The organism is Halopseudomonas salegens, assembly GCF_900105655.1.
GTDB classification, from domain to species: domain Bacteria; phylum Pseudomonadota; class Gammaproteobacteria; order Pseudomonadales; family Pseudomonadaceae; genus Halopseudomonas; species Halopseudomonas salegens.
On sequence record NZ_LT629787.1, the window covers coordinates 2797422 to 2819078 of the forward strand.

Consider the following 21657-nt stretch of genomic DNA (forward strand, 5'->3'; position numbering starts at 1 on the left):
TGTTCGACGCCAGCCAGCAAGCTGTTCAGTTACCTGCCTGACCGGTCGTCTGGAAGAATTCAGCCGTGCAGCAAACGCTCGAGCTGGTCGATAAATACACGCAAGGGGCCGATCTGGCGATCAATTTTCATCCGCAGCAAGGCACCTTCCCAGGCCGAGCCGATGAAATGTGCCAACGCCTGCGGATCCTGCCCTGCCGGCAACTCACCCGCATCCCGCGCTTGCGCCAGGCAACCGGCGAGTACTTCACTGGAACGTTTGAGAATGGCGCTGGCGGCATAGCCGATCGGCTGACTTTCATCAGCCTTTTCATGACACAGGCTGCCGATAAAGCACTGATGGGTCGGCTCCTGCTGATTGGCGAAGTAACCTACCAGGTCACGATAGAACTGCAGAATACGCTCGCGTGGCGAGTCATTGCCCGCTTCAAGCGCACGGGCAAAGCGCTCCAGACGCGGCGTGTAATAGTAGTGCAGCGCCTGGATGGCAAAGTCTTCCTTGCTTTCAAAGTAATGATAGAAGGAGCCTTTGGGTACACCGGCTCCCTTGGTGATCTCCTGCACGCCAGTGCCGTTATAGCCCTTGCGCAACATCACCTCGGTACCGGCCGCCAGAATGCGTGCACGTTTGTCTTGAATAGCGTTCATGCCGAACACTATACGACCGGTCAACTCTTTATAATAGAGAAAATATTTATTATTGATTTTACTGATAACAGGGAATCAGTTGCGCGTCGATGGATCGCCACGGCCCGTGACACGAACACGAGAGCTATGACTTGGTACAGGGCTTTACCCTTTGCTCCACACCATCATCATTGCGAGGAACGTAGCGACGCGGTAATGCAGCCACCCCAACCCTGACAACAACCGATAATCAGACACAAAAAAACCGGGAGTATCCCGGTTTTCTTGAGGCTTGAAACGCGCAGCCAGAGGCAGCGACTCAGTGCTCAACACCGCCTTCACCATGGACGTGGCCATGGGCAAGCTCTTCTTCATTCGCATCACGGATGTCGACCACCTTGACCTCGAAATTGAGACGCTGGCCGGCCAACGGATGGTTGCCATCCACAGTGACTTCATCGCCTTCTACAGCCTTGATGGTAACAATCTGCATGCTGCCATCCGGACCGGAAGCATGGAACTGCATACCCTCTTCGAGAGTATCAACCCCTTCAAACATGTGGCGGCCGAGAACGGCAACCAGCTCGCTATTGAACTCACCATAGGCTTCAGCCGGCTCAACGCTTACCTTGACTTCATCGCCTTGCTGTTTGCCTTCCAGCGCCTTTTCCAGACCCGGGATGATGTTGCCAGCGCCGTGCAGATAAACCAGCGGAGCACCGCCGTTGGATGAATCCAGTACGTCGCCGGAATCGTTGCTCAGGGTATAGTCAATCGATACGGCTTTGTTGGCAGTTACTTGCATAGTTTGCATACCTGTTTATTGCTTGAAAAAGCCTCAGTGTACGCAGGTTATCGCAAAAACGCACGGCTTGACCGACGCATGACAGCAACCCAAGATAGCAGTCAGGGTTGCATTGCTCCTTGTCAGCCGCCCGGAGGCGGCCCCTCACTCTTCAAGCAACGAGTATTTCATGGCTCAACGTCTGGTTCTGGTGGTCAATTGCGGTAGCTCATCCATCAAGTTTGCCCTGCGCCGGGAAGGCAGCAGCGCTGCCCTGCTCAGCGGACTCGCCGAGCAGCTGGAATCACCCAAAGCGATTCTGCACTGGCACACAACTGACGGCAAACAGAGTCAGGCACTGTCACCCGGTGGGCATGCCGACGCGATGGCTTCACTGTTACCCCTGATTGATGAATATGCCGATCAACCGTTGAGCGCAGTCGGCCACCGCGTAGTGCATGGCGGTGAGCATTTTACCGGTGCCGCACTGATCAACCCGGAAGTCATCGCTGCCATTGAGGCCAATGCGCCCCTGGCACCCTTGCACAACCCGGCCAATCTGATTGGCATTCGCGCCGCTCAGGCCGTGTTGCCGCAGATTCCACATGTGGCCATTTTCGATACGGCCTTCCATCAGAGTATGCCGCCGTACGCCTACCGCTATGCCTTGCCGGATGAGCTCTATGCAGTTCACGGTGTGCGTCGCTATGGTTTTCATGGCACAAGCCATCAATATGTCACTCAGCAAGCGGCCTTGTTGCGGGGCTGGCCCGCCACCCAGGGCGCCTGGCTGAGTGCACACCTGGGCAATGGCTGCTCCAATTGCGCGGTACTGGATGGCAGCAGCCTGGATACCAGCATGGGCCTGACGCCCCTGGAAGGCCTGGTCATGGGTACCCGCAGCGGTGACGTTGATCCCAACCTGCATGCCCACCTGGGCCGGACGCTGGGTTGGGATCTGCCGCGCATTGAACGCCTGTTGAACCGTGAAAGTGGCTTGCTCGGCCTGTCCGGCCTGTCCAACGACATGCGTGAACTCGAACAGGCGCGCAAGGACGGGCATGACGGTGCCAAACTGGCCATTGAGGTCTTCTGTTATCGCCTGGCTCGCTCACTCGCCGGCCTGGCCGTGGCATTGCCGCGACTTGACGGACTGATCTTTACCGGCGGCATTGGCGAGAACTCCGCACTGACCCGGGCCCTGACACTGAAACACCTGGGCATTCTCGGCCTGCAGGTTGATCCGGATGCCAACAGCAATCTGCCGCGAGGCGAGGCTGGCAACATTGAAGCCGCTGGCTCAACGACTATTCTGGTCATACCCACTGACGAAGAACGCCAGATAGCTGAAGAAAGCCTGCACCTGCTGGATGCGTCGAACTGAACCTTACAGGGAGTTGCCATGCACACTTTTTTCATTGCGCCCACCGGTTTTGGCGTCGGCCTGACGTCAATCAGTCTGGGGCTGATTCGCGCCCTGCAACGCACTGGCCTCAAGGTACATTTTCTCAAACCGATTGCCCAACCGCACCCGGGTGACGAAGGTCCGGAGCGTTCCAGCGAACTGATCAGCCGTACCCTGGGGCTGACACCCCCCGAACCCCTCGCCCTGCCCGCAGTAGAACATCGTCTGGCCAATGGCAACCTGAGCGAGGTACTGGAAGATATCGTCAGCCGCTATCGGCAGGCAGCTGCGGATGCCGATGTGGTGGTGGTCGAAGGCATGGTACCCACCCGTCAGGCCAGCTACGCTGCCCGGATCAACAACCATCTGGCAAAAACCCTGGACGCAGACATCATCCTGGTCAGCGCGCCGGACGATGACAGCATGGCAAGCCTGGCTGACCGCATTGAGATCCATGCGCAGACCTTTGGTGGCCCGCAGGATCCGAAAATGCTCGGGGTTATCGTCAACAAGGTCCGCGATCTGGAGTTGGCGGAAGACCCACCCAGCAACCGCGATGCCCTGAAGCGCACACTGAAAGACTTTGCCGCAGCGCTGAAACAGGAATCCACGGTGCTGGATACCGAGGACTTCCGCCTGATCGGCTGCATCCCCTGGCAGGACGAACTCAATGCCCAGCGCACCCAGGATGTGGCCGAACTGCTGCAAGCACGCATTGTGCACCCTGGGCAGATGCAGGAACGTCGAGTGATGGAAATCGCCCTCTGCGCGCGCACCGTGCCCAACATCATCGACCGACTGAAGCCCGGCACCCTGATTGTCACCCCCGGTGACCGGGACGATATCATTATCGCCAGTAGCCTGGCCGCGCTCTCCGGCACCCCGTTGGCCGGCCTGCTGCTGACGGGGGGCATGCCGCCGGATCCACGGGTTACCCGCCTGTGCCAACCCGCGCTGGATGGCGGACTACCCATGATGGTGGTCGACAGCAACAGCTTCAACACCGCCACCCGGCTCGACCGCATGAACCGGGAAATACCCATTGACGACCAGGAGCGGGCCGAGCGGGTCACCGACTATGTCGCTTCACATATTGACCATGCCTGGCTGCAACGTCGTTGCGGTACGCCACGAGAGCTGCGCCTGTCGCCTCCGGCTTTCCGCTATGAGCTGGTAAGCCGGGCACATCAGGCGCACAAGCGCATCGTTCTGCCCGAGGGCGACGAACCACGCACCGTTCAGGCTGCAGCCATTTGCCAGCGCCGGGGGATTGCCGACTGCATACTGCTGGCCAAGCCCGAATCCGTCGAGGCAGTCGCCCGCGCGCAGCACATTACCCTGCCTGAAGGTTTGCAGATCATCGACCCGGAAACCGTGCGCGAGCGCTATGTCGAACACATGGTCGAACTGCGCAAAGGCCGCGGCCTGAATGCGCCCATGGCACTGCAACAACTGGAAGACAACGTCGTGCTCGGCACCATGATGCTGGCGCTGGATGAAGTCGACGGCCTGGTGTCGGGGGCCATTCACACCACCGCCAACACCATTCGCCCGGCATTCCAGCTGATCAAGACCGCACCCGGCTACAACCTGGTGTCCTCGATCTTTTTCATGCTGCTGCCGGACCAGGTGCTGGTGTACGGTGATTGTGCCGTCAACCCGGATCCGAATGCCGAAGAGCTGGCTGAAATCGCCATCCAGAGCGCCCGTTCGGCCGAGTCCTTCGGCATCCCGCCGCGGGTCGCCATGATCAGCTACTCCACCGGCAGCTCCGGCACCGGGGTTGATGTGGAAAAAGTCCGCGAAGCGACGCGTCTGGCCCAGGAAAAGCGTCCGGACCTGCTGATTGATGGCCCCTTGCAGTATGATGCTGCCGCGATTGCCAGCGTCGGTCGGCAAAAAGCCCCGGACAGCCCGGTTGCTGGCCAGGCCACCGTCTTCATATTTCCCGATCTGAACACCGGCAATACCACCTACAAGGCAGTGCAGCGCAGCGCCAACGTCGTTAGCGTTGGCCCCATGCTGCAGGGTTTGCGCAAGCCGGTGAACGATTTATCACGCGGGGCATTGGTCGATGACATCGTTTACACTATTGCCTTGACTGCCATTCAGGCGGACGACCAGGCCAAGGATGCGGCAGGCTGACGCCACCGACGAGACCCGATTGATGCTGTATTTTTTGCCGGCTTTCCTGCGCGGGGCTATCTCGGCCCTGCTGCTGGTGCTCAACACCCTGTTGAGCTTTTCCTTACTGGTGCCCTTTGCACTGATCAAACTATTGCCCATCCAGACACTACAGCAGGCCAGTACCCGCACCATGATTCGTATCGCGGAAAACTGGATGCGCTGTAATAGTGGCTGGATGCATCTCAGTGGCCGCATCCAGTGGGATACGCAAGGCCTGGATCAATTGCGCTATGGTGGCTGGTACCTGGTGACCAGCAACCATCAGAGCTGGGTTGATATTCTTGCCCTGCAGCATGTACTCAACCGACGCATGCCGATGCTCAAGTTTTTTCTCAAGCAAGAACTGATCTGGGTGCCCATCATTGGCCTGTGCTGGTGGGCACTGGATTTCCCCTTTATGAAGCGCTACACCAAAGCCTACCTGGAGAAGCACCCGGAAAAAGCCGGGCAGGACCTGATCACCACACGCAAGGCCTGCGAAAAATTCAAGACCACGCCAGTGGCCGTATTCAACTTTCTTGAAGGCACTCGCTTCGAGCAAAGCAAGCATGACGCTCAACAATCGCCCTATCGCTACCTGTTGAAGCCAAAATCAGGCGGCATAGCCTTTGTACTGGATGCCATGGGTGAGCAGTTGCAGGCGTTGGTCGACATCACCCTGCATTATCCGGACGGGGCCCCGAAATTCTGGGATTTGCTCAGTGGGCGGGTACGCAAAGTCGTATTGCGCTGCCAGTTACGCGAGATTCCAGGGGAGTTTCTTGGCCGTGACTATCAGCAGGACGCCGATTTCCGTCAGCAGTTTCATGCCTGGGTCAGTCAGTTGTGGCGGGAGAAGGATGCGCAGCTCGATGCGCTGCACAAAGACTACCCGCCCGGCAGCTGATCGCTGCGAGCGGATAGTTGGCAGTAGTCGTTACATGGGACGCAAGTTGATTTCTACGCGACGATTCTGTGCGCGACCATCCGACGTATTGTTGCTGGCAATCGGGTAGTCCGGACCAGCCCCGGCGGTACCGATACGCGCACCAGATACACCCTGGCCGGTCAGGTAGGATGCCACACTGCCGGCACGTTCACGCGACAGACGCATGTTCAGTTCACGCGAGCCGGTGCTATCGGTATGTCCGACAATTTCGACACCGTTGCGGTCAAATTCCTTGAACACCTTGACCAGCGAGTTCAGCGTTGGGTAGAAGTTGCTGGCAATATCGGATGAACCGGTAGCAAAGGTAATATTGCCCGGCATCACCAACTGAATGAAATTACCGTCACGCACCACCTGAACGCCCGTACCGGTGAGCTCCTGACGCAGCCGCGCCTCCTGACGATCCGCATAGGCGCCATAACCGGCACCGGCAGCGCCACCTACCGCAGCGCCAATCAATGCGCCGCGGCCACGGTCACTGCTGCCCGACGTCGCCGCACCGACTGCCGCGCCAGCAACTGCACCACCGAGGCCATAGAGAGTCGAACGACTGGTTTTCTGTTCACCGGTATAAGCGTCCTGGGTGGCGCAACCGCCAGCCAGCAAAAGCGTAGACGCGAGACCAGCTACCAACAAAGCATGTTTTTTCATCACTGCATTTCCTTATTCATTGTTGAGCGTCACCTGCGCGGAGCAGGCAATAGATAAACGTACCTGACAGCATAGACCATGCTGCAGCGGATTATTTCCGCAGAGCAGGGGATAAATTCTTTCAGCATGTGGAAAGCCGGTGGATACTTTGCTCCTGCCGGAGTCAATGACTGCTCGCGCCCAACTGTACCCGCCGCAATAACCAGGCAGTGAGGCAGGCTGTCAACAGCATGATGCCGGCGGCAACCCAGGCGTTGATATGCACAGCGGCCGTAAAGGCCTGCTGCATACTGATGGTGACCGGAGCAGCCAATTGCGCAGGCAACTCGGCAATCAGGCCCAGCGCACCGCCAATGGTGTCACTGGCAACAATACGCTGGGACTCACTCAAACCGGATGGCAGGCTAACCAGCATGTGCTGGCGGTACACGGTAGCACCCAGGCTGCCAATCAGGGCAATGCCCAGCGCCATGCCAAGTTCCGCAGCGGTTTCCGAGGTGGCAGCGGCAGAACCGGCTTTTTCCGGCGGCACCGCACTGACCACCAGATCAGTCCCCAGGATCAGCATGGGCATAACCCCGACGCCGAGGACGACCGAGCCGAGCAACAACAGAAACAGGCGATCACCCTCCCCGACCAGGGCGACACAGACAAAACCCGACACGGCAAGCAACATACCGCCACTGACAAAAGTCGCCGGCGGCAACCAGCGCGACATACGCGGTACCAGAAGTGAAGCGCCCGTTTGCACGATAGCTGCCGGCAGCATAAAGATACCGGCCTGCAGAGCACTCAGCCCGGCCACCCCTTGCAGGTACTGAAAGATCAGCAGCCAGGCACCGGAGAGCGCGAGTATGGTCATCAATATGGCGCCGACGGAAACACTGAAAGCCCGCCGCTGAAACAGACTGAGGTCGAACATCGGATCAGCCAGGCCGCGCTGCCGACGCACGAAGAGCCAACCCACGGCCAGCCCAGCAAGCAAGGGCAGAATGTTCAGCAGGGCCGGACCTTCCCGCGCCATATCCTTGAGCCCGTATATCAGCAGCAAAAAGGTGCACACACACAACAACGCACTGGGAATATCCAGTCGACCGGCCTGCGGGTCACGGAACTCCGGCAACAACCAGGGCCCCACCAGCAGTAACAGCAGCATGACCGGCACTGCCAGCAGAAACACCGACCCCCACCAGAAGAACTCCAGCATCAAGCCACCGACCAGCGGTCCGATGGCGCTGCCAACAATAAAACTGGTCATCCACAGAGTAATCGCCAGGGTACGCTCGTGGTCGAGCTGAAACATATTGCGGATCAGCGACAAGGTCGAGGGCATCAAGGTCGCACCGGCGATGCCCAGCAATGCCCGTGCCGCAATCAATTGACTGGCGGACGTCGCCAACGCGGCCAGGATCGAGGCCAGACCAAAAGCCAGAGCACCGAAGAGCAGCAAGCGGCGGCGACCAATTCGATCACCCAGGCTACCCATTGTGATCAGAAAGCCGGCAATCAGAAAACCGTAGATATCCAGAATCCACAACAATTGCACACTGGTTGGCTTGAGATCGGCACTCAGGTGTGGGGCTGCCAGATGCAGCACTGTCATATCCAGCGCCAGCAGCAGTGTGGGTAACATCAGTACGGCAAGACCCCACCATTCCCGTGCGCTGGCCGCGCTATATCCGGGGTTTGGGGAAGCAGAAGAGCTGACAGACATGACGGACTCCAGAGATCAGAGTCGTGTTATACGCCGGGTACCGGTGTGAAACAAGCGCCGCACCGGCCGGCCTGCAAGGAATACGGGCGCCATTGAACGGCGCCCGCAACAAGGGCTCAGCGTACGCCGGCTTGACGCAATGCAGCAGCGGTAAAGTCGGCTGACGACGTACGATAGCTGTAATCGTAATCGTTGCGCTCCTGATTGTTCAGCCCCATGACCAGATAACGGCCGGCAATCAGGTCATACAGGGTTTCTGCCGCAAAGCCTGCCACCTGGCTGTTGTAGCGATGCATGGCATGCGCTTCGGCAACGCGCCACAGGGTGCCACGGGCATCGTAATGATCGATATGGGCAGCCTGCCAACTGTCTTCGTCAATAAAGAAATGACGCTTGGCATAGATATGCCGGTGCTCGGGTTTGACCTCGGCTTCAACTTCCCAGACCCGGTGCAACTCGTATCGGGTGTGATCCGGATTCAGGTGACCCGCTTGGACGATATCGTCATAGGTCAGCTCTGGCGAAGCCATCGCATAGCTGTTGTAGGGGATCAGCATCTCGCGCTTGCCCACCAGGTTCCAGTCATAACGGTCCGGAGCACCATTGAACATATCCAGATTGTCCGAGGTACGCATGCCGTCAGCGGCAGTACCGGGGCCATCGTAGGATACCTGCGGTGCACGGCGCACACGACGCTGGCCAGCATTGTAGATCCAGGCGTTACGCGGGCTGGCTACCTGATCAACCGTCTCGTGAACCAGCAGTACGTTCCCGGCCAAACGCCCCGGATCGGTTACCTGCTGCTTGAAGAAATAGAGCATGTTGGCGTGATTGCCAGCCTGGAAGTCAGTCAGGTATTCAGGCAGCACATACTCTTCAACAAAGCGAACGATTGTGTAGCTGCCATTGACCTGCGGCGTGGCCTGCACGACAACGCGCTGCATGGATCCACCGCGGAAGCGGGTAATGTGGTTCCAGATGACTTCCAGGCCGTTGTCCGGCAGCGGAAACGCGTGCGCCAGTTGGTAATTGCTGACGCCATTGCCCCCTTCGACCAGGCTGGCATTGTTCGCGTTGTAAGCGGCAGCCTGATTGATCTCTTCCGGCAGTGCGACACTGCGGCGCGACTCATAAACCGGCATGCGGAAGCTGTCCGGGTAGCGCTGGAACATGGCGACCTGACCCGGGGCCATCTGATCTTCGTAATCGCGGTAGTTGTCCGCAGTGATCACGAACAACGGCTGGTCATCGGCATAGGGGTTGCCCATGAAAGTATCGTTGCGCAGCGGAGCAGCATCAGTGGGCAGGCCACCAGTCCACTCGGGGATAGTGCCGGCAGCGTTGCCGGCACGTTCAGCGCCGATGGGAGTCAGCGAACCGCCGAGCTGCTCGGCATTGGTGTCCGCTTGAGCGGCACTGGCCAGCAGCAGAGTTGCGGCCAGGGTAGTCATAACGCGTTGTTTCATTGCAATCGTCGCCTCCCGGTCTGACTCGCACACGCGAGCACCGGCAAGCCGGCACACAAAGTGACTGAGCTGGACCGGTGTAGTTGTTTGGGTAGTCCGGGATGGTCGAGACAGGAGCTGGCCCCGACTCGAAGCGCGACACTATAACGAAATCACCCGTTTGGGTGAAGCACATTGAGCAAATAAAGTGGAAAGCCCCGACTGCCGGCAGCAGCCGGGGCAGAGACTCAGAGCGAGGACAGGAAAGACTCGTCGTTCTTCTGCCATTCGGCGATTTCGCCCCGAATGCGTTTCTTGTCGAGCTTGCCAACGCTGGTCTTGGGAATTTCACTGACCACGGCAATCTGACTGGGAATCGCCCACTTGTTGATACGCCCTTCGGCAACGTAGCCTTTCAGGTGATCGCTCAGCAAACGGGCACTGACGTCCTGGCCCTGAGCGGGAACCACCAGAGCAAACGGCCGCTCATCCCACTGCGGATCCGGCACCCCGACCACCGCAACTTCGGCAACTGCCGGGCTCTGGCTGATCAGATCCTCCAGCTCCAGCGAAGAAATCCACTCGCCGCCCGTCTTGATCACATCCTTGATGCGGTCACGAATTTCAATTGCACTGTGCTGGTCAATGGTGGCCACATCTCCCGTGTGCAGCCAGCCGTGCAGCCATAGCTCGTCGCTCTTCTCCGGCTCACGGAAATACGCCTGGGTCAGCCAGGGCGCGCGCAGCACCAACTCACCCTGAGTGGTGCCATCGTGCGGCAGGAAATTGCCCTCCGGATCCATCAGACGTGCCTCCACCAGCGGCACCGGCAAGCCGGCCTTGATCCGCGCCTTGACGCGATCATCCTCACTGCCTGCTTCCAGTTCCTGATTGAGGTAACCACTGGAAATCAACGGACAGGTTTCCGACATGCCATAGGCCGCAGTGAGCTGCATACCTTTGGCCTTGGCCGCTTCATACAGGCTGCGATTCAGGGCACTGCCACCGATAATGACCTTCATGCCGCCGAAATCATGTTCTTTGGCGCTGGACGTGTTCAACAGCATGCCCAGAATGGTTGGCACGCAATGGGAAAAAGTGACCTTTTCCTGCTTGATCAGTTTCATCAGCAGTTCCGGCTCGTAACGGCCTGGATAGACCTGCTTCAAACCCAGCATGGTGGCGGTATACGGAATACCCCAGGCGTGAACGTGGAACATCGGCGTGATCGGCATATAGACATCGCGGTTACCCAGCAAGCGCACGGAATCGAGGGCACCCATGGAGCCGGCCTGAGTCAGGGTATGCAGTACCAGTTGACGATGGGTGAAATACACCCCTTTCGGGTTGCCGGTGGTACCGGTGGTGTAGAAAGTAGTCGCAACCGAATTTTCATCAAAATCAGCAAACTCGTAGCTGGTCGGCTCGGCAGCCAGCAGCTCTTCGTACTCACCCACCAGATTGGGCAGATCAGCCGTTTTGTCCGCCTCGTCAGTCAGCAGAATGGTTTTCTCGACCGTGGTCAACTGCCCCTCGATGGCCTTGTAGATCGGCACAAACTCACTGTTGACCAGCACGAAGATATCTTCAGCATGGTTCATGGTGTAGAGAATCTGTTCCGGCGACAGGCGGATATTGATGGTGTGCATCACTGCACCGATCATGGGTACCGCAAACATGCATTCCAGGTAACGATGGCTATCCCAATCCATGACCGCCACGGTATCCCCTGCCTTGACCCCTGCCTTGGTCAAGGCGTGGGCCAACTGACAGATACGCTGATTGAAGGTTGTGTAATCGTAACGGCTGATGTCGCGATAAACGATTTCGTGCTGACTTTCGTAGCGACGACCGGAAAGCAACAGATTCTTGATCAGTAGCGGTGTTGAATGGGCTTCATCTGCGGGTTTGAGTACGCGTGTCTTGAGCATCGATGACCTACCTGTTGTTGAGATTGTCGGGCCGGGTGAGCATTTCTGGTTACTATAGCCGCTCACGCTGAGCGCGGAACACAAACGGAAGAAAATACACCAGAATGCTGCGTCTGTTTAGGGGTCGGTTAAAATCAGACCAATGATATAGTGTACAATTTGTGACCGTAAACACCATAAAAGTCATGTACCAGGAGTCTCAGCATGTCGGATAACGATATCGTCATTGTCAGCGGTGCACGCACCCCCATGGGTGGCTTCCAGGGCAGTCTGTCCGCACTCAGTGCCGTCGAACTCGGCGCTATCGCCATGCGCGAAGCCGTCAGTCGTGCCGGCATTGCTGCCGCCGATGTACAGGAAGTAATCATGGGTTGCGTACTGCCGGCCGGGCTGAAACAAGGCCCGGCGCGCCAGGCCAGCCTGCAGGCCGGCATGCCTGCCAGCACCGGCTGCACCACCATCAACAAGCTCTGTGGCTCAGGCATGAAAGCCTTGATGCTGGCCCATGACAGCCTGAAAGCCGGCAGCAACCAGATCATGCTGGTGGGTGGCATGGAGAGCATGTCCAATGCACCCTACCTGATGGAAAAGGCGCGGGGCGGCCTGCGCATGGGCCATGGTGAAATCAAGGACCACATGTTCTTTGATGGCCTCGAAGACGCCGCGACGGGACGCCTGATGGGCTCTTTCGCCCAGGACACCGCTGCACAGCATGGCATCAGCCGCGAAGACATGGACGCCTATGCCATCGAATCGCTGAAGCGCGCCCAGGCGGCCATCGAAAACGGCAGCCTGGACAGCGAGATCGTTCCGGTCACCGTCAGTACCCGCAAGGGCGATGTTGTGGTCAAAGATGATGAGCAGCCGCACAAGGCCAACCTGGACAAGATTCCCGAGCTGAAACCGGCATTCGGAAAAGGTGGCAGTATTACCGCCGCCAATGCCAGCTCGATTTCCGACGGTGCCAGTGCATTGGTATTGATGACCGCAGCCGAGGCCAGCAAGCGAGGGTTGCAGCCGCTGGCCCGAGTCGTTGGCCATGCAACCCAGAGCCAGGCCCCGAGCGAATTCACCCTGGCCCCGGTCGGCGCCCTGCACAACCTGTTCAGCAAGACCGGTTGGAACAAGGACGATGTCGATCTGTTCGAAATCAACGAAGCCTTTGCCATGGTCACCATGCTGGCCATGCGCGAACACGGCCTCGAACACAGCAAGGTCAACATCTACGGTGGCGCTTGCGCCCAGGGCCACCCGGTCGGCTCAACCGGCTCGCGCATTATTGTTACCCTGTTGAATGCCCTGCAGAAAACCGGCGGCAAGCGTGGCGTTGCCTCCCTCTGCATCGGCGGTGGCGAGGCAACCGCAGTGGCAATCGAACTGCTCTGAACCGGGTATAAACAGGCGGCTGCAGGGTCATGGATCGACCCGACCGCAACTGCCGGTACCCAAGCCATCCAGGCCAACCGCAACGTCAGTGAATTGACTCCCGTCAGCTCTTGGGCAAAAAAATCCCCGCAAGGGCAGCCGAATCAAGTATCGGCCGCTATAATGCGCGCACGTTACGAAAACATGACGTTTTCATGAACCCACCCAGCCTGCCAAACCACGCGTTTGCAGCCTGGTTGTAGCCATGCACAGCACTAAGCGGTGACCCATGACGTATACGTTGTTTGACTTTCTGCAACTGGTTGGCTCGCTGGGGATTTTTATCTTCGGCATGAAGATTTTCAGTGAAGGCCTGCAAAAGATTGCCGGCGGCAGGCTGAAGGCCATCCTCAGTGGTATGACGCGCAACCGCCTGACGGGGGTAATCACCGGGTTTGGCACCACCGCAATTACCCAGTCATCGACCACCACCACGGTCATGGCGGTGAGTTTTGTCAACGCAGGCTTGTTGACCTTTGTGCAGTCAACCGGCGTCATTATGGGCGCCAACATCGGTACTACCATTACCGCCTGGCTGGTAGCCTTGTTCGGCTTCAAATTTCAGATTACCCCGATCGCCATTGCACTGATCGGGGTATTTTTTGCCTTCCTGTTTTCCAGCAACAGCCGCATGCGCAACATTGCCGAATCCATGGTCGGCTTTGGCATCCTGTTTATCGGCCTGAGCTTTATCAAGGATGCAGTGCCGGACATCAACAGCAACCCGGCCATCTTTGCCTTCCTGGACGGCTTTACCGAGTACGGTTATTTCTCACTGCTGCTGTTCATCGTCGTCGGTACAGTGCTGACGTTGCTTACCCAGTCGTCTTCAGCAGCAACCGCAATTACCCTGGTGATGCTGTTCGAGGGCTGGATCTCATTCCCGATTGCCGCCGCCATGATCCTCGGCGAAAACATCGGCACCACGGTAACGGCCAATATAGCCGCGTTGGTGGGTAACGTGCATGCCAAGAGAGCGGCGCGTTTTCACTTTTTCTTCAACATCATCGGCGTCACCTGGATGATGATCGTCATCTTCCCCATGCTGCACCTGATGGATATCGTTGTGCAGCTGTTTACCGAAAATCCGATTTCGGTCATGGCCGGGGAGGTCGAATCACGCGCCAATGCCACCCTGGCGCTCTCGCTGTTCCATACCACCTTCAATGTGCTCAACGTGATCCTGCTGTTTGCCTTCGTGCCTTACCTGGTGCGCTTTGTCGAGTATGTGCAGCCGGACCGCGGCAAAAAGGATGAAGACGACTTTCACCTGCGCTACATCAGCACCGGGGTCATGAATTCACCACTGCTCGCCATCGAGCAGGTCCAGAACGAGATCCAGCAGTTCACCGGTATCGTTGAAGAAATGCACGGCAAAGTACACGAGCTCCTGTTCGACCCCAAAGCGGACCATGAAAAGCTGAAGGATCGCATTCACAAGCTGGAGCAGGACACCGACTTGCTGGAAATCGAGATATCCGACTTCCTGGTGCGCATCAGCGAACACGCCAACATGGAGCACGAGCTGACAGAGCGCATGCGGTTCATGCAGATGATGATCAATGACCTGGAGCGGATTGCCGATATCTACTACCAGATCTCCAAGCTCTTCGTGAAAATGCATGATGGCAAGCTCAACTGGCCGGATGATGCGCAGGCGGAAATGGTTGAAGTCATGAACGCCCTGCGTGCAGCCATCAACAACATGCACGAGAATGTCAGTAAAGAGCCACACACTGTCAATCTTGATCACGCCATCGAGCTGGAAGATGCGGTGGATGACCTGCGTGACAAGTTCCGCGACACCCACTACGCCCGACTGGAAAGCGGCGTTTACTCGACCCGTGCCGGTGTGATCTTTATTGATGTGCTCAATCGCCTGGAGCGGATCGGTGACCATGTACTCAACGTCAACGAATCCGCCTCCGGCCGCCGTCTCAAGGCCATGCGTATTCAGGGCAAGATCTGAGCCGCACTGCTTCCCGGGCTGCCGCAATGGCAGCCCGGCTTGCTGCCCGAAGAACGCATGCTGACTTATTGCCCACCATTCATCCGGTGAGCGGTACTTGCCTTGTTCGAACGACTGTTTGACACTGACTGCCCTATTTTCCTCTGCCCTTAATCAGGAGATTTCCATGAGCGATATCCGTTTTGACGACAAGGTCGTCATCGTTACCGGTGCCGGCGGTGGTATTGGCCGTGCCCATGCCCTGCTGTTCGCCAAGCATGGTGCCAAAGTTATCGTCAACGATCTGGGCGGCAGCGCACAGGGTGAAGGCGCCAACAGCGAAGCCGCCCTGAAAGTAGTGGAAGAGATCAAGGCCGCTGGCGGCACCGCCATCGCCAATCCGGAAAACGTCATCAACGGTGATCGCATCGTCGAATGCGCCATGGACAACTTCGGTCGTATCGATGTCGTGGTCAACAACGCCGGCATCCTGCGCGACAAGAGCTTTGCCAAGATGACCGACGAAGACTGGGACCTGATCTACAAGGTTCACGTTGAAGGCGCCTACAAGACGACCAAGGCTGCCTGGCCGCACATGAAGGACAACAACTTCGGTCGCATCATCTTCACCTCGTCCACTTCGGGCATTTATGGCAACTTCGGCCAGGCCAACTACGGTATGGCCAAGTTGGGCCTGTATGGTTTTACCCGCACCCTGGCGATTGAAGGCCGCAAGAACAACATCTTCGTCAATGCCATCGCCCCTACCGGCGGCACCCGCATGACCGAAGGTCTGTTCCCCGCTGGCGCCTTTGACAAGCTCAAGCCCGAACTCGTCAGCCCGCTGGTTACCTACCTGTGCTCGCCTGATTGCCAGGAAACCGGCAGCCTGTTTGAAGTCGGCGGCGGCTGGATGGGTAAAGTGCGCTGGGAACGCTCACTGGGTATCGGCTTCAACCCCGATGAAGGCTTCACCCCGGAAGATGTTGCCGCCAACTTCGAGCAGCTCTGCAGCTTCGAAGGTGCCGTGCACCCGAAAGACAATATCGAAGCGTTGAAGGAACTGATGGAGAATATCCAGAAGTTTGCATAACGACAGCTGAAAGTTGAAAAAGCCCGCGCAGGTTGTCCCTGCGCGGGCTTTTTTATGAGTTCAGTTCACAGGTCGGATTCGACCGTTTCGGCTGGCAGCAGTTGCTCACTGTACTCAAAGCAACGTCCGCCAGGCCAGCGCACATCCACTTCGTTCGGTTCCAGCGGAAAGGGCGGTTCGACTACCTCGCCGATACCAACTCCCCTGCCCCAACGATCAAAATCATTGGCCTGCCAGGTGCGGGGATTCTTTATCACCCGGGCACCAGGCTTGAATACAGGTATCGCATCAACCATGCGTCACCCCTCCTGAAGAATTTTCCGGCCACGCCGTTCGGTAATAAACCCCCAGATAGCGCGACCAGGCAATACCGCCCGCCAGGTCATGGTCAAGGCACCACGCAAGGTCAGGGTACGCTTGCCATCGGCACCCACTTCGGGATGCAGCAAGCCCTTGGCCAACAAGGCATCCGACTCGCGGCGAAAAAAACGTTCGATTTCAGTAAAACCCTGCTCTACCGGGTAATCCACCGGCTGCATGTTGTTTTTCAATCGCTGGCGCAACTGGCTATGGTATGACAACAGCTGATTGACATCGCTGACCCCGGGGAAACGAAAACTCCGCTTCACCGGCAAGTCCGGGTAGCCTTCAGGGCGCGGTGAGTTCGAGACGTCCAGAATACTGTCATCGGTGTATTTCTGGGAGAATTCGCAATAGGTCATTACCGGCTGATTCAACGCATCAATGCAGACCACCATGCCGGCTACCTTGAGCCCCGAATGCCAGTAAAGCCGGAAATAACTGTCGGTATGAGTATCGTGCATGGATGAAGCGCCCACTTCGCTGAAACCCAGCTCTCGAATGGCGTCATCGTAGAAGATGAACTCGCCGCTGCAGACCTCGGCAAAATCACCATCGTCGATTGGCTCGAACTGCACATCGGTAGGAATTTTCTGGGTTTTCCAGACAATAAACGGACCAACAATATTCATGAACAGCGGCACAGCCAGCACCAGGCCGAGCAACAGAAGCAAGATGGTGTCGAGCATACGAGTCCCTATACGCAGTGATTGATTCCCGGTTTGACTATAGCAACATCTGTTTTATTGAGGGTAGCCAATTATCTCCAGCCACAAACACCCTGTCGGATTGGTGACGGCGCTACCCAGAAAAAACCCGCCCTGATCGGGCGGGCTTCTCTTCAGTCAGCTTGCTGCCGGGTGCACATCAAGTCAGACGTAAAAAGCTTCCAGCGGCGGGAAGCCGTTGAACTCGATCGAGCTGTAGCTGGTAGTGTAAGCCCCGGTCGACAACCAGCACAGGCGGTCACCAATGGCCAGATTCAACGGCAGGCCGTACTTGTAGCTTTCATACATGATGTCGGCACTGTCACAGGTCGGCCCGGCCAGCACCACTTCTTCCAGCTCACCCTTCTTGTCCGTCCAGATCGGGAACTTGATGGACTCATCCATGGTTTCGACCAGCCCGGAGAACTTGCCGACATCGGTAAACACCCAGCGCTCCAGCGCAGTGTGTGATTTACGCGAGACCAGCACCACTTCACTGAACAGGATACCCGCATTGGCAATCAACGAGCGGCCGGGCTCAAGGATGATTTCTGGCAGATCATCACCAAAATCTTCCTGCAGAAAGCGGGTAATTTCTTCCGCGTAGGTCTGCATGGTATTGGTCTTGGTCAGGTAGTTGGCCGGAAAGCCGCCACCCATGTTGATCATCTTCAGGCTGATGCCATCCTCTTCTTTCAGGCGCTCGAAGATCACCTTGACCTTGGCGATCGCGGCATCCCAGGCGCCGATATCACGCTGCTGCGAACCGACATGGAAAGACACCCCATGCGGCTCCAGCCCCAACTCTCTGGCCAGCACCAGCAAGTCCATGGCCATATCGGTCTGGCAACCGAATTTGCGCGACAACGGCCAGTCGGCGGTGGTCGAGCCTTCGGTGAGAATGCGCACATACACCTTGGAGCCCGGCGCAGCCTTGGCAATATTGCGCAGGTCGGCTTCCGAATCAGTCGCATACAGACGCACACCCTTTTCATAGAAAGCACGGATGTGGCGTGACTTCTTGATGGTGTTGCCAAAGCTGATCTGTTCCGGCTTGACGCCCAGCGCCATGACCTTTTCCAGCTCATAGATAGAGGCAATATCGAAATTCGAGCCCTTGTCCTGCAGCAGGCCAAGCACTTCATTGGACGGGTTGGCCTTGACCGCGTAATACACCTTGGCAAAGGGAAAACCCTCAACCAGCTCATCGTAGGCACGCTCGATGGTTTTGAGGTCCACTACCAGAAAGGGTGTCTCATGCTGTTCGGCAACCGCTTGCATGCGGTTGAAGGTTTCGCGGTCGAAGTAATCTTCCAGTTTGACGGTCATGGCGTCGGCTCCAAAGCAACAAATTTTTGAATCGGGCCGCGTGAGGACATGTCGATCAGATGCAGAGCGGGCAAACCCTCATGGCTGTATCCAGTATAGACACAGCGGCATGACAGCTCGCTTACCGACGGCAGCAACGCTCAGCCAACACACAACCCGGGGGTGCGAACGTCTGATCAGTATCCCCACTTTGGTTCGCCTACTTCCCAAGGCGTGCGCCGAAAGCAATAAGACCCCTGTTCAGGCGGTCTTGCTGTCTCGTCGTCAGTACTTGAGCCGTATGGATCGTGCCAGCCTCAACGTTCGTCGCGAACCATAAGACCAAGCGATCCTGCGGTCAATAGGGATGGAAGAAAATGCACCAAAAGCAAAGATACCGAGTGTATCAATGCACCATTTGAGCGCATGGCAGAAAACACGGCATCCGTTCTCACCCGCTATTGCTTGCTCGAACAAACCACCCAGCCCATTGAGTTAAAAGGAAAAATAAAGAACACGTAAACGTACGGTCACATTCTGGCACGATCCCTGAATACAGCCCTGTATACAAGATGGCATGCAGCCGCCAACAGGGAAGAGTCAGTATGCTCCGGATCAACCACACCTGCACCAGTGAGCACATCACCACAGACCCGCAGCCCAGCTCCGGGGACTTCTCCCTTGCCCCTGTTCCGCCAAAGACACGCCGCCATGCTTGATACCGTACTGATTGCCAACCGCGGCGAAATCGCCGTGCGTATTGCCCGCACCCTGAAACAGATGGGTATCCGTTCCGTTGCCGTATATTCCAATACTGACCGCGACGCGACCGTCAGCGCCATCCGCTGTGATCCGGGCAAGCACTTCAATGCCGGTGACCTGCTGCTGGTAGTGCAGGGATGAAGGAGAACCGAGCCGTGCGCCCGAGTGATATTGCCTCGGTCAAGCCACCGGCCAGCAAGCGCCAGAACCTGACCGAACGTATCTATCAGGAACTGAAAGAGCGCATCTTTGACTTTCAGCTGCTACCCGGTGATCGCTTCAGCGAGAACGAAATGGCCGAAAGCATGCAGGCCAGCCGCACGCCGGTGCGCGAGGCATTGACCCGTTTGCAGCGCGAAGGCTTTGTCGAAGTGTCTTTCCGCAGCGGCTGGCAGGTCAGACCCTTTGATTTCGAGCAGTACGAACAGCTGTATGACGTGCGCATCGTGCTGGAAATGGCAGCGGTCAAACGCCTGTGTGAAATGGAGCCGGGACCGGATCTGGAACAGTTGAAAGCCACCTGGCTGGTGCCGGAAGACCAGCGCCTGGATCACGGCCCCACCGTCTGCGCCATGGACGAACGCTTTCACGAGCAACTGGTAGAAGCCACCGGCAACGGTGAAATGGCCCGCATTCACCATGATGTGACCGAGCGTCTGCGCATTGTGCGACGCATCGACTTCACCAAACGCCCGCGCATTGAAGCCACCTACCGCGAGCACGGCGAAATTCTGCGCACCATTATCAAGCGCCGCGCCGATGAAGCGCAGTTATTGCTGAAGACCCATATCGAGGAAAGCAAGGCAGAGGTCCGCAAGATCACCCTGCACATGATCCACGAGGCTCGGCTAAACCCGCATAACAGCTTGTTGGCCAATGATGCCGGCAACTGAGATACGACCTGCCTATGCAGCAGGCCGACAACCGCAGGCAGTGATGCCTGCAGCACAACACAGGGAGGACTTCGTGCATTCAGACACCCACAGCTTGAACACTTTTTTCACCCCGGTTGAACCCACACATATTTTGGAGATTGACCCATGCAACTGAAAAAAATTGTCAAACAGGCCAGCGCTGTTGGCCTTGCATGCAGCCTGGCTGTCAGCAGCCTGACCGCCATGGCAGAAACCATCAAGGTCGGTGTACTGCACTCCTTGTCCGGCACCATGGCCATTTCGGAAACCACGCTGAAAGACACCATGCTGATGCTGATTGAAGAGCAGAACAAAAAAGGTGGCCTGCTCGGCAAGCAACTGGAAGCCGTCGTGGTTGACCCCGCCTCGGATTGGCCGCTGTTCGCCGAACGCACGCGTGAACTGATCGAACAACACGAAGTGGATGCCATCTTTGGCTGCTGGACCTCGGTATCGCGCAAGGCAGTATTGCCGGTGATCGAAGAGCTCAACGGACTGCTGTTCTACCCGGTACAGTTCGAGGGTGAAGAGTCCTCGCGCAACGTCTTTTACACCGGCGCCGCGCCGAATCAACAGGCCATTCCGGCCGTTGATTACCTGAAAGACGAAATGGGCGTCGAGCGTTGGGTACTCGCTGGCACCGACTACGTCTACCCGCGAACCACCAACCGCATTCTCGAAGCCTACCTGAAATCGAATGGTGTGGCCGAAAGCGACATCATGATCAATTACACCCCGTTCGGTCACTCCGACTGGCAGAACATTGTTGCCGAGATCAAGCGCTTTGGCGGTACCGGCAAGAAAACTGCCGTGGTCTCCACCATCAATGGCGACGCCAACGTACCCTTCTATCGCGAACTGGGTAACCAGGGCGTGTCATCGCTGGACATTCCGGTAGTGGCATTCTCGGTCGGTGAAGAAGAACTGTCCGGTATCGATGCCCGTCCGCTGGTCGGTCACATGGCCGCCTGGAACTACTTCATGAGTGAAGAAACCGCAGAAAACGAAGCCTTCATCAAAACCTGGCACGCCTTTATCGGCGACACCGACCGGGTTACCAATGATCCGATGGAAGCCCATTACGTCGGCTTCAACATGTGGGTAAAAGCGGTGGAAAAAGCCGGCACTACCGACAGTGATGCAGTGATTGACGCCATTGTCGGCGTGGAAGTGCCCAACCTGACCGGTGGCGTCAGCACCATGCTGCCCAACCACTACATCACCAAGCCGGTGCTGATTGGTGAAATCCAGGAAGACGGCCAGTTCCTGACTGTGTCGCAGACCGACGATCTGGTGCCCGGCGAGTCCTGGTCACGTTATCTGGAAGGCAGCAAGGATCTGGTTGCCGACTGGACCGCACCGATCAACTGCGGCAACTACAACACCGAGACTGAAACCTGCCTGGGTAGCGAAGCCCAGCAATAAGCACCATCGCCTTGCTCCGACCGCCGAACCGGCGGAGCAAGGCC

General features: G+C 57.4%; 17 protein-coding genes and 1 pseudogene. 9 read left to right on the forward strand and 9 right to left on the reverse strand.

Annotated elements, in window-relative coordinates; translation table 11 throughout:
- Positions 1–59 precede the first annotated feature (59 nt).
- Positions 60–647: a TetR/AcrR family transcriptional regulator gene (locus BLU07_RS12920; protein ID WP_172830115.1), complete on the reverse strand. Its 588-nt coding sequence runs from the start codon at positions 645–647 to the stop codon at positions 60–62.
- A 298-nt stretch (positions 648–945) separates the two neighbouring features.
- A complete protein-coding gene (locus tag BLU07_RS12925) occupies positions 946–1431 on the reverse strand; it encodes an FKBP-type peptidyl-prolyl cis-trans isomerase (RefSeq protein ID WP_092389853.1) in 486 nt (161 codons plus the stop codon).
- A gap of 169 nt (positions 1432–1600) precedes the next feature.
- On the opposite strand from BLU07_RS12925, the gene BLU07_RS12930 reads away from it, so the two are divergent.
- The 3 genes from BLU07_RS12930 to BLU07_RS12940 are packed head-to-tail and all read left to right on the forward strand — an operon-like array spanning position 1601 to position 5888.
- Positions 1601–2794, forward strand: coding sequence for an acetate kinase (locus BLU07_RS12930; protein ID WP_092387574.1), 1194 nt, complete (start codon positions 1601–1603; stop codon positions 2792–2794).
- A gap of 18 nt (positions 2795–2812) precedes the next feature.
- A complete protein-coding gene (pta, locus tag BLU07_RS12935) occupies positions 2813–4960 on the forward strand; it encodes a phosphate acetyltransferase (protein ID WP_092387576.1) in 2148 nt (715 codons plus the stop codon).
- Between the two features lie 22 nt (positions 4961–4982).
- Positions 4983–5888, forward strand: a complete 906-nt coding sequence (locus tag BLU07_RS12940; protein ID WP_092389855.1) for an acyltransferase — start codon at positions 4983–4985, stop codon at positions 5886–5888.
- Positions 5889–5918: 30 nt separating this feature from the next.
- Here the strand turns inward: BLU07_RS12940 and BLU07_RS12945 are convergent, their stop codons facing one another.
- From BLU07_RS12945 to BLU07_RS12960, 4 genes are all read right to left on the reverse strand, one after another.
- On the reverse strand, positions 5919–6581 hold the full coding sequence (locus BLU07_RS12945) for an OmpA family protein (RefSeq protein WP_092387578.1): 663 nt from the start codon (positions 6579–6581) through the stop codon (positions 5919–5921).
- Between the two features lie 163 nt (positions 6582–6744).
- Positions 6745–8295 (reverse strand): MFS transporter, encoded by a 1551-nt coding sequence (locus BLU07_RS12950; protein ID WP_092387580.1) that lies wholly within the window; start codon positions 8293–8295, stop codon positions 6745–6747.
- A gap of 116 nt (positions 8296–8411) precedes the next feature.
- A complete protein-coding gene (locus BLU07_RS12955; RefSeq protein WP_092387582.1) occupies positions 8412–9761 on the reverse strand; it encodes a DUF1329 domain-containing protein in 1350 nt (449 codons plus the stop codon).
- A 227-nt stretch (positions 9762–9988) separates the two neighbouring features.
- Complete coding sequence (locus tag BLU07_RS12960; RefSeq protein ID WP_092387584.1) at positions 9989–11671, reverse strand: fatty acid--CoA ligase; 1683 nt, start codon at positions 11669–11671, stop codon at positions 9989–9991.
- 204 nt (positions 11672–11875) lie between these two features.
- Here BLU07_RS12960 and BLU07_RS12965 point away from each other — a divergent pair, with 204 nt between their 5' ends.
- The 3 genes from BLU07_RS12965 (at position 11876) to BLU07_RS12975 (ending at position 16137) form a co-directional block, all read left to right on the forward strand.
- Positions 11876–13057: an acetyl-CoA C-acyltransferase gene (locus BLU07_RS12965; protein ID WP_092387586.1), complete on the forward strand. Its 1182-nt coding sequence runs from the start codon at positions 11876–11878 to the stop codon at positions 13055–13057.
- Between the two features lie 268 nt (positions 13058–13325).
- Complete coding sequence (locus BLU07_RS12970) at positions 13326–15065, forward strand: Na/Pi cotransporter family protein (RefSeq protein ID WP_092387588.1); 1740 nt, start codon at positions 13326–13328, stop codon at positions 15063–15065.
- A 166-nt stretch (positions 15066–15231) separates the two neighbouring features.
- Complete coding sequence (locus BLU07_RS12975) at positions 15232–16137, forward strand: SDR family oxidoreductase (protein WP_092387590.1); 906 nt, start codon at positions 15232–15234, stop codon at positions 16135–16137.
- Between the two features lie 65 nt (positions 16138–16202).
- Here BLU07_RS12975 and BLU07_RS12980 read toward each other — a convergent pair whose 3' ends face one another.
- From BLU07_RS12980 to BLU07_RS12990, 3 genes are all read right to left on the reverse strand, one after another.
- Positions 16203–16433 (reverse strand): hypothetical protein, encoded by a 231-nt coding sequence (locus tag BLU07_RS12980; RefSeq protein WP_092387593.1) that lies wholly within the window; start codon positions 16431–16433, stop codon positions 16203–16205.
- Positions 16434–16436: 3 nt separating this feature from the next.
- On the reverse strand, positions 16437–17186 hold the full coding sequence (locus tag BLU07_RS12985) for a hypothetical protein (protein WP_092387595.1): 750 nt from the start codon (positions 17184–17186) through the stop codon (positions 16437–16439).
- Positions 17187–17369: 183 nt separating this feature from the next.
- Entirely contained in the window at positions 17370–18533 is a 1164-nt protein-coding gene (locus BLU07_RS12990) for a type III PLP-dependent enzyme (RefSeq protein ID WP_092387597.1), read from the reverse strand.
- A 690-nt stretch (positions 18534–19223) separates the two neighbouring features.
- Here BLU07_RS12990 and BLU07_RS17890 point away from each other — a divergent pair.
- From BLU07_RS17890 to urtA, 3 genes and pseudogenes are all read left to right on the forward strand, one after another.
- Positions 19224–19340: pseudogene (locus BLU07_RS17890) on the forward strand (biotin carboxylase N-terminal domain-containing protein); the annotation flags it as partial.
- Between the two features lie 89 nt (positions 19341–19429).
- The gene (locus BLU07_RS13000) at positions 19430–20167 is read left to right on the forward strand and encodes a GntR family transcriptional regulator (RefSeq protein WP_231701637.1); all 738 of its coding nucleotides are present in this window, start codon (positions 19430–19432) and stop codon (positions 20165–20167) included.
- 147 nt (positions 20168–20314) lie between these two features.
- Positions 20315–21613 carry an urea ABC transporter substrate-binding protein gene (urtA, locus tag BLU07_RS13005; RefSeq protein ID WP_092387601.1) on the forward strand — a complete coding sequence of 433 codons (1299 nt, stop codon included), beginning with the start codon at positions 20315–20317 and terminating at the stop codon, positions 21611–21613.
- Positions 21614–21657: the final 44 nt, after the last annotated feature.

What these genes read in the sequence shown, in the direction of transcription:
- BLU07_RS12930 (WP_092387574.1), top strand. Translation starts at nt 1,601, where the DNA reads ATGGCTCAACGTCTGGTTCTGGTGGTCAATTGCGGTAGCTCATCCATC.
- BLU07_RS12925 (WP_092389853.1), bottom strand. Translation starts at nt 1,431, where the DNA reads ATGCAAGTAACTGCCAACAAAGCCGTATCGATTGACTATACCCTGAGC.
- BLU07_RS12985 (WP_092387595.1), bottom strand. Translation starts at nt 17,186, where the DNA reads ATGCTCGACACCATCTTGCTTCTGTTGCTCGGCCTGGTGCTGGCTGTG.
- BLU07_RS12940 (WP_092389855.1), top strand. Translation starts at nt 4,983, where the DNA reads ATGCTGTATTTTTTGCCGGCTTTCCTGCGCGGGGCTATCTCGGCCCTG.
- urtA (WP_092387601.1), top strand. Translation starts at nt 20,315, where the DNA reads ATGCAACTGAAAAAAATTGTCAAACAGGCCAGCGCTGTTGGCCTTGCA.
- BLU07_RS12950 (WP_092387580.1), bottom strand. Translation starts at nt 8,295, where the DNA reads ATGTCTGTCAGCTCTTCTGCTTCCCCAAACCCCGGATATAGCGCGGCC.
- pta (WP_092387576.1), top strand. Translation starts at nt 2,813, where the DNA reads ATGCACACTTTTTTCATTGCGCCCACCGGTTTTGGCGTCGGCCTGACG.
- BLU07_RS12990 (WP_092387597.1), bottom strand. Translation starts at nt 18,533, where the DNA reads ATGACCGTCAAACTGGAAGATTACTTCGACCGCGAAACCTTCAACCGC.
- BLU07_RS12945 (WP_092387578.1), bottom strand. Translation starts at nt 6,581, where the DNA reads ATGAAAAAACATGCTTTGTTGGTAGCTGGTCTCGCGTCTACGCTTTTG.
- BLU07_RS12920 (WP_172830115.1), bottom strand. Translation starts at nt 647, where the DNA reads ATGAACGCTATTCAAGACAAACGTGCACGCATTCTGGCGGCCGGTACC.
- BLU07_RS12980 (WP_092387593.1), bottom strand. Translation starts at nt 16,433, where the DNA reads ATGGTTGATGCGATACCTGTATTCAAGCCTGGTGCCCGGGTGATAAAG.
- BLU07_RS12965 (WP_092387586.1), top strand. Translation starts at nt 11,876, where the DNA reads ATGTCGGATAACGATATCGTCATTGTCAGCGGTGCACGCACCCCCATG.
- BLU07_RS12960 (WP_092387584.1), bottom strand. Translation starts at nt 11,671, where the DNA reads ATGCTCAAGACACGCGTACTCAAACCCGCAGATGAAGCCCATTCAACA.
- BLU07_RS12955 (WP_092387582.1), bottom strand. Translation starts at nt 9,761, where the DNA reads ATGAAACAACGCGTTATGACTACCCTGGCCGCAACTCTGCTGCTGGCC.
- BLU07_RS12970 (WP_092387588.1), top strand. Translation starts at nt 13,326, where the DNA reads ATGACGTATACGTTGTTTGACTTTCTGCAACTGGTTGGCTCGCTGGGG.
- BLU07_RS12975 (WP_092387590.1), top strand. Translation starts at nt 15,232, where the DNA reads ATGAGCGATATCCGTTTTGACGACAAGGTCGTCATCGTTACCGGTGCC.